Below are 15203 nucleotides of genomic sequence, written 5' to 3'. Positions count from 1 at the left end.
CCCCCTCGAAGCCGAGCAACGCAGGGCACCCGCGATCAGCGGGTGCGGCATCGGGGTGTCCTTCTTTTGGTTACTTTTCTTGGACAAGCAAGAAAAGTAACTCGAGCCGGCTGCAAGCCGGATCGAAACGCTTTTGACTTTAAGTCTTCAGCCGAAACCCACCCCACCTGGAACCAAAACCCCCACCCAACCATCCCAAAGCTTGCAGCCCACCCGCCCAACCTGCAAGCTTCCCACCCCATGAAATGCGACCTGTTCTACGAGCTGTCCGTCCCGCCCTTCGGCAAGCGCACCGAGGCCGACGTGTACCGGGAGACCCTGGACGAACTGGCCCTGGCGGACAGCCTGGGCTTCACCACCGCCTGGCTGGTGGAACACCACTTCATGCCCGAGTACTCCCACAGCAGTGCCCCGGAGATGTTCCTGGCCGCCGCCAGCCAGCGTACCCGCAGGCTGCGCCTGGGGCATGGCATCGTGCCCCTGCCCTACCACCACCCGGTGCGGGTGGCGGAACGTCTGGCCACCCTGGACATCCTCTCCGGCGGACGGGCGGAATTCGGCTTCGGCCGGGGGTTCTCCCCGGAGGAATACGCCACCTTCGGGGTGGACATGGCCGACAGCCGCAGCCTCACCGCCGAGGCCCTGGCGGTGGTGCGCAACAGCTTCCTGCCGGGGCCGCTCAACCACGCGGGCACGCATTTCCATTACCAGAACCTGAGCGTGGTGCCCAGGGTGGTCCAGGACCCCCACCCGCCCCTGTGGAGCGCGGCGGTGAGCCCGGACAGCTTCGAGCTGGCGGCTAAACTGGGCGTGGGTGCCCTGGTGGGGCCCTTCAAGCCCTGGTTCATGGTGCGCGAGGACATCCGCCACTACCGCCGCGCCTGGCAGGCACACCACGGCGACGCGTCCCCCGCCCCGGGGCAGAACAGGCGCGTGGCCATGACCGTGGGCATCCTGTGCCTGGAGGACGGCGCCCGGGCGCGCAAGCTCGCCAAGGAACCCTTCGAGTGGTTCTACCGCCGGCTGCTGGGACAGACCCGGCCGGTGCTGGAGAAGCTCTACGACACCTACGAGTACTACCGGCGCATGGGCCGCTTCCGCGGGCTGATGGATCACGCCGTGAACCTCAAGCTGCTGGACACCCTGGGGATGGCCGTGGTGGGCGACCCCGAGCACTGCCTCAAGCGCCTGCAGGCACTGAAGGACGAGGGCGTGGATCACGTTCTGTGCGCCTTCGGCGCCGGTGCCATGGACAGCGCCACGGTGCGTGAGTCCATGGAACTCTTTGCCCGGGAGGTCATGCCCCGGATCGCCGCACCCGCGGACTGACATGAAGATCCTGATCACCGGCGCCGCCGGGCGTCTCGCCCGGCTGGTCCTGCCCCGCCTGCTGGCCGACGAGCGCATCGAGCGGGTCTACGGCGTGGACCTGCAGCCCATCCCCCTGGAACACCCCCGGCTCACCGCCGTGCGGGCGGACATCCGCGATCCTGAATGCCTGGAACTGCTGGAAGTGGCGGACGTGCTGGTGCACATGGCCTTCGTGCTGATGGGCGGCGGGCTGGGCCGGGCGCGCCATGACCGGGCGGCGGTGCGGGCCGTGAATGTCGCCGGCAGCCACCTGCTCATGGGCGCGGCGGTGGAGGCGGGTGTCGGGCGCATCGTGTTCGTCTCCAGCGCCGCCGTCTACGGCACCTGGCCGGACCTGCCGGAGCCGGTCAGCGAGTCCCAGCCCCTGCGCCCCCTGCCCGGCTTCAGCTACGGCGAGGACAAGGCGGCGGTGGAGACCTGGCTGGATGGCCTGGAGGCGGCGAATCCCTACCTGCACCTGATCCGCCTGCGCCCCCACGCCATCCTGGGCCCCAACGCCCACCCCATGCTCCTCCGCCTGCTGCACCAGCCCCTGGTACCGTGGCTGAGCAGGCCCCTGCCCCGCACCCAGTGCGTCTGGGAGGACGACGTGGCCGAGGCGCTGCACCTGAGCCTGTTCACGGCGGCCCGGGGCGCCTTCAACCTGGCCGCCGACCCGCCCATGCCCCTGCGCGACATGGTGCGGCTGAACCGCCGCCTCACCCTGCCCGTGCCCCTGGCCCTGCTCGACCTGGGCCATCGCATCGCCTGGCGTTTCAGCCCCGCCGTGGGCGAACCCGGCTGGGTGAAGGGCCTGCGCCACAGCCTGGTGCTGGATACCCGGCGGGCCTGGGAGGAACTGGGGTGGCGGGCGCGGCGGGACACGCACAGATGTGTGAAGTACGAAGGGTGAATTGGGAAGTGCGAAATCAAGGCCCTACCCAAGTCCTCCTTCACAATTCTCACTTCACACTTCACACTTCACACTTCACACTTCTCACTACACACTTCTCACTCCCGTGCTCGCCTCCCTCACCGCCATCGTCCTCGGCTTCGCCGTGCTCATCTGGAGCGCGGACCGATTCATCTACGGGGCCGCGGCCCTGTCCCGCAACCTGGGCGTCTCGCCGTTGCTGATCGGCCTGACCATCGTGGGCTTCGGCACCTCGGCGCCGGAACTGCTGGTCTCGGCCTTCGCCGCCGCCCAGGGCAACCCGGGCCTGGCCATCGGCAACGCGGTGGGCTCCAACATCGCCAACATTGCCCTGATCCTGGGCATCACGGCCCTGGTTGCCCCCCTGGCGGTGGGCTCGCGCATCCTGCGCCGGGAGATGCCGCTGCTGCTGGTGGTGATGGTGTTCGCCGGGGTGCTGCTGCTGGATGGCCACCTGGGACGCCTGGACGGTGCCCTCCTGTTACTCGGACTGGCGGCGGTATTCGCCTGGGTGATCTACGACGGCCTGCGCGGCCGCAAGGACCCCGGCGATCCCATGGAGGCGGAGTTCGACGCGGAGATCCCCAAAGCGGTGCCCACCCGCCGCGCCCTGATCTGGCTGGTGCTGGGCCTGGTGGCCCTGCTCATCAGCGCCCGGGTCCTGGTCTGGGGCGCGGTGAACGTGGCCGAGGCCCTGGGGGTGAGCGACCTGATCATCGGCCTGACCATCATCGCCATCGGCACCAGCCTGCCGGAACTGGCCGCCTCGGTGGTGAGCGCCCGCCACGGCGAACCGGACATCGCCATCGGCAACGTGGTGGGCTCCAACATGTTCAACCTGCTGGGCGTGATGGCCTTCCCCGGGCTGATCCATCCTTCCGCCGTGCCCGGCGAGGTGCTCACCCGGGACTACCCGGTGATGATCGGCCTGACCCTGCTGTTCCTGGTCATGGCCTTCGGCCTGCGCGGCCGCATGGGCCGGGTGGGCCGTCCCGGTGGCCTGCTGCTGGTGGCCTGCTTTGTGGGCTATCTGGTGTGGTTGGGATACAGTATGTAGGGCTTCGCCCTAGTGGCTAGTAGCAAGTGGCTAGTGGCAAGTAACACCTGTTGCAGAGCATCTCCTTGCCACTAGCCACTTGCTACTAGCCACTGTTCACACTAACCAGCAAAAATCGACTCTGATGAAACTCCACCCCGACCAGACCCGCCAGCTCGCCCTTGCCGTGCTCGACCTGGAGGCCAAGGCCATCCTGGATCTGAAGCCGCGCATCGATGATCAGTTCATCCGCGCCTGCGAGTTCCTGCTCGGCTGCACGGGGCGCATCGTGGTCACCGGCATGGGCAAGTCGGGGCACATCGGCAGCAAGATCGCGGCGACGCTCGCCAGCACCGGCTCGCCGGCCTTTTTCGTGCACCCGGGCGAGGCGAGCCACGGGGATCTGGGCATGATCACCGCCGGCGACGTGGTGCTCGCCCTGTCCAACTCCGGCGAGACCGACGAACTGCTCACCATCCTGCCCATCATCCGGCGCCTGGGCGTGCCGCTGATCGCCATGACCGGCAACCAGCGCTCCACCCTGGCCCGTGAGGCCACCGTGAGCCTGGACATCAGCGTGGAGAAGGAGGCCTGCCCCCTGGGGCTCGCGCCCACTTCCAGCACCACCGCCACCCTGGCGATGGGCGATGCCCTGGCCGTGGCCCTGCTGGAGGCGCGGGGCTTCACCGCGGATGACTTCGCCCGCTCCCATCCCGGCGGCCGCCTGGGCCGGCGCCTGCTGCTGCACGTAGCAGACATCATGCACACCGGTGATCGCATCCCGAAGGTGAGCGCCGACGCGCCCCTGCGCGAGGCCCTGCTGGAGATCACCCGCCAGGGGCTGGGCATGACCGTGGTGGTGGACTCGGCCGACCGGGTGCTGGGGGTCTACACCGACGGCGATCTGCGCCGCACCCTGGACAAGGGCATCGACGTGCACCACACCGTCATCGGCGAGGTCATGACCCAGACCTTCAAGCACGCCCGCCCCGGCATGCTGGCCGTGGAGGCCCTGAAGATCATGGAGGATCACAAGATCAGCGCCCTGCCGGTGATGGACGAGGACGGCCGGCTGGCGGGCGCCATGAACATGCATGATCTGCTGCGCGCAGGTGTCGTTTAAGTCTCAAGTAGCAAGTAGCTAGTGGCAAGGAAGAGCCCCATACTTGCTGTTCCTTGCCACTAGCCACTAGCCACTGTCCCTATGAGCGAAGCCATCGAACTTGCCAGACACATCAAGCTTGTCTTGTTTGACGTAGATGGCGTACTCACCGATGGCAGCCTGTTCCTGGGCGACGGCGGCGAGCAGTACAAGGCCTTCAACTCCAAGGACGGGCACGGCATGCGCATGCTGGCGGACAGCGGCGTGAAGGTGGGCATCCTCACCGGCCGCACCTCGGAGGTGGTGGCCCACCGCATGCGCGACCTGGGCATCGATCTGGTGGTGCAGGGCCGGCGAGACAAGCTCAATGCCCTGGACGGCCTGCTGCAACAGGCGGGCGTGGGCGCGGAGCACACCGCCTACGTGGGTGACGACGTGGTGGACCTGCCGGTAATGCGCCGGGTGCGCCTGGCCATCGCCGTGGCCGACGCCCACCCGCTGGTGCAGCAGCACGCCCACTGGGTCACCGCGCTGCCCGGCGGGCGTGGCGCCGCCCGGGAGGTGTGTGAATTCATCATGCAGGCCCAGGGCAACCTGGAGCGCATGCTCGCCCCCTACCTGTCATGAGCCTGCGCCGCGTAAGCCTGCTGCTCGTCGTCACCACCGTCACCGCGCTGGGCTTCTGGCTGGGTCGCGACGCCGAGGAACGCCGGGAACTGCTCCAGCCCCCGACGCCGGACACCCCGGAGTTCTACATGGAACGCTTCAGCCTCACGGTCACCGGCCCCGACGGCCTGCCCCGGCACCGCATCGACGGCGAGCGCATGGAGCAGTACCAGCTGGACGGCTCCAGCCGCGTGGAGTCACCGGTGATGGTGCTGTTCCGAGCCGATTCCCCGCCCTGGACCCTGATCTCGGAACAGGGCTGGGTCTCGCCGGCGGCGGACGAGGTGCAGCTGCTAGGCGCGGTGCACATGGCGCGCCCCGAGAGTGCCGAGGAACCGCCGGTGGACATCCACACCCGGGACGTGACCGTCTGGCCGGAGCCGCAGACGGCGCAATCCGAGGCCCCGGTCGAGGTGCGCAGCCCACAATACCGGGTGGACGGCACCGGCCTGCGCGCCGATCTTCAATCCAGCACCCTGGAGCTGCTCAGAGATGCAGATGCCACCTATCTTCCTTAAGCCCCTGGCAAGCCTGTGCCTGGCCGTGACCCTGCTCACCGGCGGCTGGGCCGGCGCCATGGAGCGCAACCTGCCCATCCGCATCCAGTCCGACACCGCGGTGCTGGATGATCAGCGCGGCGTGAGCGTGTACCGGGGCAACGTGGTGGTCACCCAGGGGGAACTGGAGATCCGCTCCGACATCCTGACCGTCTACACGCCGGGCCGCGCCCTGCAGCGCATGGAGGCGGAAGGCAGCCTGGCACAGCTTCGCACCGTCACCGAGGACGGCCGCGAGGTGCGCGCCGAGGCGCGCCACATGGAATACCAGGCCGTCGAGCGGCGCATGGTACTGACCCGCGAGGCGCGCATCTGGCAGGCCCAGGACGAGTTTCGCGGCGAGCGCATCGTCTACGACCTGGAGAAGGAGACCCTGGACGCGGTGGCCGGGGAAAGCGGTCGCGTGGAGGTGATCCTCACCCCTGCGGAGTCACCCCGAGACACTCCGGCAGGGGAGACCCCGTGAGCCGCCTGAGCGCCCGGGATCTGGTGAAGCGCTACCGGGGCCGCACGCCGGTCAATGGCGTCTCCCTGCACGTGGACAGCGGCGAGGTGGTCGGGCTGCTGGGCCCCAACGGCGCGGGCAAGACCACCTGCTTCTACATGATCGTCGGCCTGATCCCCTCCGACGAGGGCCAGATCCTGCTCAACGAGCAGGACATCACCGCCTTCCCCATGCACGCCCGCGCGCGCATGGGCGTGGGTTACCTGCCCCAGGAGGCCTCGGTGTTCCGCAAGCTCAGCACCGCGGACAACATCCTGGCGGTGCTGGAGACCCGCAAGGACCTCAGCGCCGCCGAGCGGCAGGACCATCTGGAATCCCTTCTGGAGGAGCTGCAGATCACCCACATCCGGGACAGTCTGGGCATCAGCCTGTCCGGCGGCGAACGGCGCCGGGTGGAGATCGCCCGGGCCCTGGCCACGGAACCGGCCTTCATCCTCCTGGACGAACCCTTCGCCGGCGTCGATCCCATCTCGGTGATCGAGATCCAGCGCATCGTCACCCACCTCAAGGATCGGGGCATCGGCGTGCTGATCACCGACCACAACGTGCGCGAGACCCTGGGCATCTGTGAGCGGGCCTACATCCTGAGCGAGGGACGCATCATCAGCGAGGGCCCGCCGGACCATCTGCTGGCCGACGAACACGTGCGCCGGGTGTATCTCGGCGAGCATTTCCGACTGTAACGCTGCGGTATAGCGTTGCGAACACCTAGCGATGTTCGTGCCAAAATTCGCGCCAGCTACCCTATAATCGGCCTATGAACCTTCAGGTCACGAACACCTTGCCGCTCACCGGGTCCCGCACCACGCCCGGACCTGCCACGGTCCAGGCCAATGCTATAGAATCTGCGCCCTTCCGGGCCCCTGCCCTTTCCAAACGCTGAATCATGCTCAAACCCTCCGTCCAGCTGCGTCTTGGCCAGAGCCTCACCATGACGCCCCAGCTGCAACAGGCGATCCGCCTGCTGCAGCTCTCCACGCTGGAACTCCAGACCCAGATCCAGGAGACCCTGGAGACCAACCCCATGCTGGAGGCCCTGGAGGCAGGCGAGGCCGAGGGCGAGCAGGAGCAGTCCCTGGACGCGGAGGAGCACGAACACGGCAACGAGACCATCGCCGAGACCGTCGCCCGCACCGCCGAACAGACCCGCGGCGAGGCCGAGACCTCCGTAGAGGACCTGGACGACCGCCCCCGGGGCGAGGACATCCCCGAGGACCTCCCGGTGGACAGCAACTGGGACGACATCTACGACGTGGCCCCCCTGGGCGCCACCGGCGGCATGCCGGAGCAGGACGGGCGCGATCTGTTCGAGAACCAGAGCGGCGCCGACGAATCCCTGCACGAACACCTCATGTGGCAGCTCAACCTCACCCCCATGAGCCCCGAGGACCGGGTCATCGCCATGACCCTCGTCGATGCCATCAACGAGGATGGCTACCTGAGCGAATCCCTGGAGTCCATCCAGGCGAGCCTGTCCGCGGACATGGAGATCGAACTGCCCCTGGAGGAGATCGAGGCGGTGCTGCACCTGGTGCAGCAGCTCGACCCGGTGGGCAGCGGCGCGCGGGACCTGTCCGAATGCCTGCTCATCCAGCTGCAGCACCTGCCCGAGGACACCCCCTGGCTGGACAAGGCCAAGGAGCTGGTGCGCAGCCACCTGGACAGCCTGGGCGCCCGGGACTACCGCCAGCTGCTGCGTGTCCTGAAGGTGAGCGAAGCGCAGCTGCAGGAGATCGTGGCACTGATCCAGGGGCTCAACCCGCGCCCCGGCAGCCTGGTGAGCAACATCAATCCCGAGTACGTGATCCCAGACGTGTTCGTGCGCAAGCACCAGGGACGCTGGGTGGTGGAACTGAACCCGGACATCGCCCCGCGCCTGCGGGTGAACCCGCTGTACGCGAGCTTCGTGCGCCGCGCCGACACCAGCCAGGACAACGTCTACATGCGCAACCAGCTGCAGGAGGCGCGCTGGTTCATCAAGAGCCTGCAGAGCCGCAACGAGACCCTGCTGCGGGTGGCCACCGCCATCGTCGAACAGCAGCGCGGCTTCCTGGAACACGGCGAGGAGGCCATGAAGCCCCTGGTGCTGCGCGACATCGCCGAGCAGCTGGACATGCACGAGTCCACCATCTCGCGGGTCACCACCCAGAAATACATGCACACCCCGCGTGGCATCTTCGAGTTCAAGTACTTCTTCTCGAGCCACGTGGGCACCGCGGACGGCGGCGAATGTTCCGCCACGGCGATCCGCGCCATGATCAAGAAACTCATCGCCGAGGAGCCCCAGGGCAAACCCATGAGCGACAGCAAGATCGCCTCCATCCTGGTGGAGCGGGGCATCCACGTGGCGCGACGCACGGTGGCCAAGTATCGCGAGGCCATGTCCATCCCGCCCTCCAACGAGCGCAAGCGGCTCGTCTGATCCAGTTCAAACTCTGACCATTCACCGACCTAAGGAGTCCTTCCATGCAGATCAACCTGACCGGCCATCACGTCGACCTGACCCCCGCCCTGCGCAGCTACGTGAACGAGAAGTTCGAGCGCCTGGAGCGCCATTTCGACAACGTGATCGACGTGCACGTCATCCTCACCGTGGAAAAACTCACCCAGAAGGCCGAGGCCACCATGCTGGTGAGCGGCAACAACCTGTTCGCCGACGCCACCGACCAGGACATGTACGCGGCCATTGACGCCCTGGTGGACAAGCTGGACCGTCAGGTGGTCAAACACAAGGAAAAGCTCAAGGACCACCACCGGGCCGAAGGCTCTCACCGCAACCACAGCGAGTAATTCCTGCTTATGAACATCGCCCAACTCCTGTCTCCGGAGCGGGTCAGCCGGGCCAGCGAGATCAGCAGCAAGAAACGCGTGCTCGAGGTGCTGAGCGAGATGCTCGCCGGCAGCCAGCCGAACCTGAGCGGCACGGAGATCTTCGACAGCCTGATCGCCCGTGAACGCCTGGGCAGCACCGGGCTTGGCCATGGCGTGGCCATCCCCCACGGCCGCATGGCAGGCGTCGAACACGCCGTGGCCGCGCTGATCAAGCTGGATCGCGGCGTGGATTACGACGCCCCGGACCGGGAGCCGGTCGACCTGCTGTTCGCGCTGCTGGTGCCCCAGGAATCCACCGACGAGCACCTGCAGATCCTGGCCACCCTGGCGCGCATGTTCGCCGATCCCGCCGCCCTGGCGAGCCTGCGTTCCGCCGATGACGGCGAGGCCCTGCTGGCCGAGATCCGTCGCTGGGACAACGGCGCGGACAAGGGCAGCCCATGAGCGACTGGCTCAGCGTTCGTTCTCTGGTCGAGGCCATGGACGAGCGGCTGGGCCTTCAGTGGGTGGCGGGCCTGCGCGGCGCCGAGCGCCGGCTCTCCCGCCACGCCCACGGCGAGGCGGCCCCGTCCCTGGTGGGCCACCTCAACCTGATCCACCCCAACCAGATCCAGGTGCTGGGCAACGAGGAGATGAACTACCTCCTCGGCCTGCGCAAGAACTCCCAGCGCGACGTGGTGGAGCAGCTCACCAACGGCCACGCCGCGATACTGATCGTCACCGACGGGCTGGATGTGCCCATGGCCCTGCAGGGCCTGGCGGAGTCCCGCAACGTGCCGCTGCTGCGCACCCCCCTGCCCAGCCACGAGCTGATCAACATCCTGCGCTACTTCTTCAGCAACAAGCTGGCGGAGACCATCACCGTGCACGGCGTGTTCATGGAGGTCATGGGCATCGGCGTGCTGCTCACCGGCAACAGCAGCGTGGGCAAGAGCGAACTGGCCCTGGAACTGGTGACCCGCGGCCACCGCCTGATCGCCGACGATGCGCCGGAGTTCGCACGCATCACCCCCGACACCCTGCGCGGCACCTGCCCGCCGGTGCTGGCGGACTTTCTCGAGGTCCGCGGCCTGGGCGTGCTCAACATCCGTTCCATGTACGGCGACAGCGCCATCAAGGAAAGCAAGTACCTGAAACTGATCATCCGGCTGTTCGACCTGGGCAGCGGCGAGGAACAGGACCTGGACCGCCTCCATGGCGGACGCCAGAGCCGCACCATCCTCGGCCTCGAGATCCCGGTGATCAGCCTGCCCGTGGCGCCGGGCCGCAACCTGGCCGTGATGGTGGAGGCGGCGGTGCGCAACCACCTGCTGCGCCTGAAGGGCTACTACGCCGGCGAGGACCTCTCCCGGCGCCAGCGCGAGGCCATGGGCCAGGAATCCGAACCCGACACGCATCCGAGCGCATCATGAAACTGATCATCGTCAGCGGTCTGTCCGGCTCCGGCAAGACCGTCGCCCTGCACGCCCTGGAAGACGCCGGCTACTACTGCGTGGACAACCTGCACCTGGGCCTGCTGAGCGCCTTCGTGCGCCAGATCATGACCCCCAGCAAACCGCTGTACGAGACCGTGGCGGTGGGCGTCGATGTGCGCAGCGGGCTGGAGGAACTGGATCGCTTCGGCGAGATCGTCGACGAGATCCGGGGCCTCGACGTGGACCTGCAGATCATCTACCTGCGCGCCGAGGAGGAGATCCTGCTACGGCGCTTCAGCGAGACCCGGCGCAAGCACCCCCTGGCCCGCAAGGGCATGCCGCTGATCGAGGCGCTGCGCCTGGAGCGCAGCCTGCTGTCCCGCATCGCGGTGCGCGCCGACCTGACCGTGGACACCACGCGCACCAACGTGCACCAGCTCACCCACCTGATCCGCGACCGGGTGGACCACGCGGATGGCGAATCCCTGTCCCTGCTGTTCCAGTCCTTCGGCTTCAAGCACGGTGCGCCGGTGGACTCGGATTTCGTCTTCGATGTACGCTGTCTACCCAATCCTCACTGGGAACCCCGCCTGCGGGCCCAGACCGGCCTCGATCCCGAGGTGGCCGCCTACCTGGATGAACATGCCGTGGTGCAGGAGATGTTCGAGAGTCTGCGGGACTTCCTGGATCGCTGGATTCCCTGTTTCGAGTCGGAACACCGCAGCTACATGACCGTCTCACTGGGTTGCACCGGCGGGCAGCATCGCTCCGTCTACCTGGTCGAGCGGCTGGCCGCTCACTACCGAAAATCCCGCGGCGTGAGCATCAGCACGCGCCACCGGGAACTTTCCTGAATCCCGCACAGGTCATACCAAACATGGCTGTAGGACTGCTCATCATCACCCACAACCGCATCGGCGAGGACCTGATCAGCACCGCCCGGTCCATGCTGGGCAAGCTGCCCCTGGAAGTGAAGTCCCTGGCGGTGTCCCAGTCCGGCGACCCGGACGAGCTGCTGAACCGGGCGCTGGACTATCACCGCAGCCTCAACCAGGGCGAGGGCGTGCTGGTGCTCACCGACATGTATGGCTCCACACCCAGCAACATCGCCAACCGCCTGCTGCAGCAGCCCAAGACCCAAGTGATCGCGGGCATCAACCTGCCCATGCTGGTGCGGGTGCTCAACTATCCCAACCTGCGTCTGCACGAACTGGTCAACAAGGCCATCAGCGGCGGCCATGACGGCATCCTGCTGTGCGAGGCCGAGTGCTGATCATGGCGGAACGGGAGATCACCATCATCAACCGTCTGGGCATGCACGCCCGCGCCGCCGCCAAGTTCGTGGGCCTGGCCAGTCAGTTCAAGAGCGAGATCGAACTGGAGAAGGGCAATCGGCGGGTCAACGGCAAGAGCATCATGGGCGTCATGATGCTCGCCGCGAGCAAGGGCAGCACCGTGCGTCTGCTCGCCGAGGGCGAGGATGCGAATCAGGCGATCGACGCGCTCAGCGCGCTGATTGAGTCACGGTTCGGGGAGGCGGAATAGGAAGGCGCAGAGGCAAGAGGCAAGAGGCAAGAGGCAAGAGGCAAGAGGCAAGAGGCAAGAGGCAAGATGAGGATAACGCGTCCTCATCCACTGCAACTGACCACTGACCACTGACGACTGACCAAATCACCCCCCCAGCCGTCCAAACAGGCCGCTGCGGGGCGCGGCCATGACCACCCGGTTGCGACCCGACTGCTTGGCCTCCAGCAGGGCGAGATCCGCCGCCTCCACCAGGCGCCTGCCGACGTCTGTGTGCTCATCCTTCTCGCCCCAGCGGGCACAGACCGCGGCCCCCAGCGAGATGCTCACCTCCAGCTCCGGGCCATCTTCCAGACGCACCGGATCATCCGCCACCGCGAGCCGCACCCGCTCGGCCACCTCCCGGGTGGCTGAGCCATCCAGCCTGCCCAGCAGGATGACGAACTCCTCGCCGCCGTAGCGGGCCAGCAGGTCGAAGGGTCGCACGTGGCGCGACAGGCGTTGGGCCACGTCGCGGATCACCTGGTCGCCCACCGGGTGGCCGTACACGTCGTTGATGGACTTGAAGCGATCGATGTCTACGAACAGGCAGGACAGGGGCACCTGCTCACGCATGGCGCGCTGGCATTCCAGGGGCAGCTGCTCGTCGAAGTAACGCCGGTTACGCAGTCCCGTCAGGGCATCGGTCAGACCCAGGTCCCGCAACCGGCTGAGGTTGAGCGCATTCTCGATGCACACCGCGGTGATGGCCGCGAGGCGTTCCAGGAAGTAGGTATCCACACCCATGCCGTAGCGGGCGGGGTCCCGGCTGCCGAACACCAGCACGCCCAGGGGTCCGGCCTGGGCCTCGTTGCCGCGGCGCAGCGGCAGCATGGCCAGGCTGGCGAGATCCCGGCGCCCGCCACAGTAGCGGCCGTGCCGGTCCCCATCGAAGGGACCGGCGTAGACGCCGCCCGGCAGACGCACCGGCGGGTTGAGTTCCAGTTGCCCGGGCAGCTCCGCAATCCCCGCGCGGGCCAGTTCCGCGCCGATCTCGCCACTGATGTCCGTGAGCAGCAGGCCCACGTGTTCGAGGCGGGAGGTCCGCGGCAGGGTCCGGGAGATCAGGGTGACGATCTCCGCCAGGCCCGATGCGGCCACCAGCTTCAGTTCCAGGGCATGAAAACGGTCCTGCTTGCGCTCGTTCTCGCGGGCCTCGCGCAGCAGGTTGCGCAACTGGTTGCGCAAGCGTTGGTTCTCCAGTTCCAGATCCTGCGCCAAGCCCGTCCCTCCCCCAGGTGATCCTTCAGAGTTCCCGCAAGACGCGGAAACCCAGGTTGGTATCCAGTTCGTCCAGCAGCCGTGACCTGCGCGCCGCACTGCGCGCCGCCACCGCCGGGTCGAACCAGGATCCGCCACGCACCACGATGCGCGGATTGTCATCATCATCGCGCACCGCGCCCCAGGCATCCACCGAGCCATGGCCGGGTTGCCAGCGGGTACGGGTCATCTCCTGCACGTTGCCGTGCATCTCGTGGAGCCCCCAGCGATTGGGCGGCAGACTGCCCACGGGCAAGGCCCTGGGCAGCGGCACGCAGCGGGGCAGATACCAGCGACGCTTCTCGCGTCGTTCCTGGTAGGGGAACAGGGGATTGAAGTGCACCTCGCGGCAGCTGACGCTGTCACCGAAGGCGAAGGGGCTACGGCTGCCCGCCCGGGCGGCGTGTTCCCACTCCGCTTCCGTGGGCAGACGGTAACGATGCCCGGTCTGCGCACTCAGCCAGGCGAGATAGGCCTCGGCATCCGCGGGGCGCACATTGATCACCGGGTAGCGATCCCGGGCCCAGATCAGGTCCCGCCGGGGCCGCCAGCCGGTGGCCTGCTGGTAGCGGGCGAACTCCTCGGCGGTGACGGTGTAGCGGCCCAGGGCGTAGGCGCGGGTCAGGGTCACGTAGCGCTGGGGGCCCTCCACCGGCTGATGGCCGAACTCCCGGGGCGAGGAACCCATGAGGAACTGTCCCGCCGGGATCACCTGCAGGGCCGGGCCGTGCCCGCCGTCGCGCAGCGCATCGGAGAAACCCACCGCCACGCCGGCCTGCGCGGCGGCTTCCGCCTGCAGCCTGAGCAGGGCCTCATCGTCCAGGTCATGGACGCAGGGGAAGCCCGCCGATGGGGGCTCCCGGAGGTGTTCGGCGCTGAGGTCGGACGGCAGACTCACGGTTTCACATCCCGCATACAAGGCACAAACTAACAATAACATCCCAAGTCGGCGCCGGGTTCAAGCCCCCTGGATCACGAAACCGTGCTGGTCATAGGCCCGGGGCTGAACTACATATCTAGGTGAAAACCCCATGTCACGGAGGTGACCCCATGAAAGTGGAACGCATCGACGATGGCCATGTACGCATGACATTCGAGGTGGAGGAAGGCAATCGCCTGGCCCGGCTGATCAACGCACACGCCCGGGACATGCCAAACGGCTGCCTGGAGCTCTCGAGCCTCCTGGAGGAGGCCTGGTACGGCGCCAGGAACCATTTCCGCCAGCCGCCCCACGCCTTTGACGAACACGCCCCGAGGGCGCCTTCCACCAAGGCCTGAGGTATTCCTGATCGCTCAATTCGACTGCCATCATCGAGGAGGTCGCCATGCATATCGAACGGGAAGACAGCACCCAGGTGGTGATCAGCGCGCGGCTGGCCAAGGCCCGGGACCTGCTGGACGGACTGATCGCCTATCGCCACGAACTGGGTGAACTGGGGCGGGAACTGGAGCAGATGCTGCGCGCGGCGGGGGTGGAACCCTCTGCACAGGCCCAGCACATCCGCTACGAGTACATGCCGCCGTCAGACCTGGACCGGCATTAACAACCCCCGTGATGCGCTGAACCTAGCCCGCATATCTCACCACCGTTCGTCGCGAGGGCGTCGAGATGCCGCTGTGACGGGGCGCGCGGACCGGAAGACGGCGCAGGCGTAGCCGACACTACGTCAAGCCGGCTGGAGGGAGCACGCCCCGTCACAGCGCGCAGATCGGCGGCCGCAGTAGAAGGGTGGTGAGATATGCGGGCTAGGAGCCTGGGCGGTAGAAGTTTTCGGTCGAGCATAAATCGATGCTGATCTGCTGGGGCCGGGTGGCGCCGGGACTGTTATCCAGCCACAGTGACCGGCATGCAGGGTCACCCGGCGTCACAGTGGGCCGCCGGCCCCGCACTGGCGGGGTGTCGGTTATGCCGGGCGCCATCCCAAGCGCTGCATCCGTCGCAGGTTGAGCGCCAGACACACCAGATTCCATTCACCCGTGACC

The 15203-nt window shown here is 67.3% G+C and carries 20 protein-coding genes; 17 read left to right on the top strand and 3 right to left on the bottom strand.

The window, feature by feature from the left end; genetic code table 11:
• Positions 1 to 240 precede the first annotated feature (240 nt).
• From D580_RS0114260 to lptB, 8 genes are all read left to right on the top strand, one after another.
• Positions 241 to 1329 (top strand): LLM class flavin-dependent oxidoreductase, encoded by a 1089-nt coding sequence (locus D580_RS0114260; protein WP_018955036.1) that lies wholly within the window; start codon positions 241 to 243, stop codon positions 1327 to 1329.
• Position 1330: 1 nt separating this feature from the next.
• Positions 1331 to 2263: an NAD-dependent epimerase/dehydratase family protein gene (locus D580_RS0114255; RefSeq protein ID WP_018955035.1), complete on the top strand. Its 933-nt coding sequence runs from the start codon at positions 1331 to 1333 to the stop codon at positions 2261 to 2263.
• Between the two features lie 106 nt (positions 2264 to 2369).
• Complete coding sequence (locus D580_RS0114250) at positions 2370 to 3341, top strand: calcium/sodium antiporter (protein WP_018955034.1); 972 nt, start codon at positions 2370 to 2372, stop codon at positions 3339 to 3341.
• Positions 3342 to 3465: 124 nt separating this feature from the next.
• A complete protein-coding gene (locus D580_RS0114245; RefSeq protein WP_018955033.1) occupies positions 3466 to 4443 on the top strand; it encodes a KpsF/GutQ family sugar-phosphate isomerase in 978 nt (325 codons plus the stop codon).
• An 81-nt stretch (positions 4444 to 4524) separates the two neighbouring features.
• Positions 4525 to 5049: a 3-deoxy-manno-octulosonate-8-phosphatase KdsC gene (gene kdsC / locus D580_RS0114240; protein ID WP_018955032.1), complete on the top strand. Its 525-nt coding sequence runs from the start codon at positions 4525 to 4527 to the stop codon at positions 5047 to 5049.
• Complete coding sequence (gene lptC / locus D580_RS0114235; RefSeq protein WP_018955031.1) at positions 5046 to 5606, top strand: LPS export ABC transporter periplasmic protein LptC; 561 nt, start codon at positions 5046 to 5048, stop codon at positions 5604 to 5606. The genes kdsC and lptC overlap by 4 nt, the downstream gene beginning before the upstream one ends.
• Positions 5587 to 6111, top strand: coding sequence for a lipopolysaccharide transport periplasmic protein LptA (gene lptA, locus D580_RS0114230; protein ID WP_231363567.1), 525 nt, complete (start codon positions 5587 to 5589; stop codon positions 6109 to 6111). Before lptC ends, lptA begins: the two co-directional genes overlap by 20 nt.
• On the top strand, positions 6108 to 6833 hold the full coding sequence (gene lptB / locus D580_RS0114225) for an LPS export ABC transporter ATP-binding protein (RefSeq protein ID WP_018955029.1): 726 nt from the start codon (positions 6108 to 6110) through the stop codon (positions 6831 to 6833). The genes lptA and lptB overlap by 4 nt, the downstream gene beginning before the upstream one ends.
• A gap of 82 nt (positions 6834 to 6915) precedes the next feature.
• Here the strand turns inward: lptB and D580_RS17005 are convergent, their stop codons facing one another.
• The gene (locus D580_RS17005) at positions 6916 to 7038 is read right to left on the bottom strand and encodes a hypothetical protein (protein ID WP_269208106.1); all 123 of its coding nucleotides are present in this window, start codon (positions 7036 to 7038) and stop codon (positions 6916 to 6918) included.
• Between D580_RS17005 and D580_RS0114220 the strand changes: the two genes are divergently transcribed.
• Genes D580_RS0114220 through D580_RS0114190 form a run of 7 tightly spaced genes read left to right on the top strand, consistent with a single transcriptional unit; the run spans position 7037 to position 11942 of the window.
• On the top strand, positions 7037 to 8572 hold the full coding sequence (locus tag D580_RS0114220; RefSeq protein ID WP_018955028.1) for an RNA polymerase factor sigma-54: 1536 nt from the start codon (positions 7037 to 7039) through the stop codon (positions 8570 to 8572). The genes D580_RS17005 and D580_RS0114220 overlap by 2 nt on opposite strands.
• A 44-nt stretch (positions 8573 to 8616) precedes the next feature.
• On the top strand, positions 8617 to 8940 hold the full coding sequence (gene hpf / locus D580_RS0114215) for a ribosome hibernation-promoting factor, HPF/YfiA family (protein WP_018955027.1): 324 nt from the start codon (positions 8617 to 8619) through the stop codon (positions 8938 to 8940).
• A gap of 9 nt (positions 8941 to 8949) precedes the next feature.
• Positions 8950 to 9426 carry a PTS IIA-like nitrogen regulatory protein PtsN gene (ptsN, locus tag D580_RS0114210; protein ID WP_018955026.1) on the top strand — a complete coding sequence of 159 codons (477 nt, stop codon included), beginning with the start codon at positions 8950 to 8952 and terminating at the stop codon, positions 9424 to 9426.
• The gene (hprK, locus tag D580_RS0114205) at positions 9393 to 10394 is read left to right on the top strand and encodes an HPr(Ser) kinase/phosphatase (protein ID WP_026290011.1); all 1002 of its coding nucleotides are present in this window, start codon (positions 9393 to 9395) and stop codon (positions 10392 to 10394) included. The genes ptsN and hprK overlap by 34 nt, the downstream gene beginning before the upstream one ends.
• On the top strand, positions 10391 to 11251 hold the full coding sequence (gene rapZ, locus D580_RS0114200; protein WP_018955024.1) for an RNase adapter RapZ: 861 nt from the start codon (positions 10391 to 10393) through the stop codon (positions 11249 to 11251). The genes hprK and rapZ overlap by 4 nt, the downstream gene beginning before the upstream one ends.
• 23 nt (positions 11252 to 11274) lie before the next feature.
• The gene (locus D580_RS0114195) at positions 11275 to 11670 is read left to right on the top strand and encodes a PTS sugar transporter subunit IIA (protein ID WP_018955023.1); all 396 of its coding nucleotides are present in this window, start codon (positions 11275 to 11277) and stop codon (positions 11668 to 11670) included.
• A 2-nt stretch (positions 11671 to 11672) separates the two neighbouring features.
• Positions 11673 to 11942, top strand: coding sequence for an HPr family phosphocarrier protein (locus D580_RS0114190; protein ID WP_026290010.1), 270 nt, complete (start codon positions 11673 to 11675; stop codon positions 11940 to 11942).
• Positions 11943 to 12068: 126 nt separating this feature from the next.
• On the opposite strand, the gene D580_RS0114185 is transcribed toward D580_RS0114190, so the two are convergent.
• Positions 12069 to 13181: a sensor domain-containing diguanylate cyclase gene (locus D580_RS0114185; protein ID WP_018955021.1), complete on the bottom strand. Its 1113-nt coding sequence runs from the start codon at positions 13179 to 13181 to the stop codon at positions 12069 to 12071.
• Between the two features lie 25 nt (positions 13182 to 13206).
• On the bottom strand, positions 13207 to 14118 hold the full coding sequence (locus tag D580_RS0114180; RefSeq protein WP_018955020.1) for an SUMF1/EgtB/PvdO family nonheme iron enzyme: 912 nt from the start codon (positions 14116 to 14118) through the stop codon (positions 13207 to 13209).
• Positions 14119 to 14270: 152 nt separating this feature from the next.
• Here D580_RS0114180 and D580_RS0114175 point away from each other — a divergent pair, with 152 nt between their 5' ends.
• Entirely contained in the window at positions 14271 to 14498 is a 228-nt protein-coding gene (locus tag D580_RS0114175) for a hypothetical protein (RefSeq protein WP_018955019.1), read from the top strand.
• 47 nt (positions 14499 to 14545) lie between these two features.
• Positions 14546 to 14764, top strand: coding sequence for a hypothetical protein (locus D580_RS0114170; protein ID WP_018955018.1), 219 nt, complete (start codon positions 14546 to 14548; stop codon positions 14762 to 14764).
• Positions 14765 to 15203 lie beyond the last annotated feature (439 nt).

The organism is Thioalkalivibrio sulfidiphilus (assembly GCF_000377945.1).
Taxonomy (GTDB): Bacteria; Pseudomonadota; Gammaproteobacteria; order Ectothiorhodospirales; family Ectothiorhodospiraceae; genus Thioalkalivibrio_A; species Thioalkalivibrio_A sulfidiphilus_A.
This window is presented reverse-complemented; position numbering and strand designations above follow the sequence as displayed.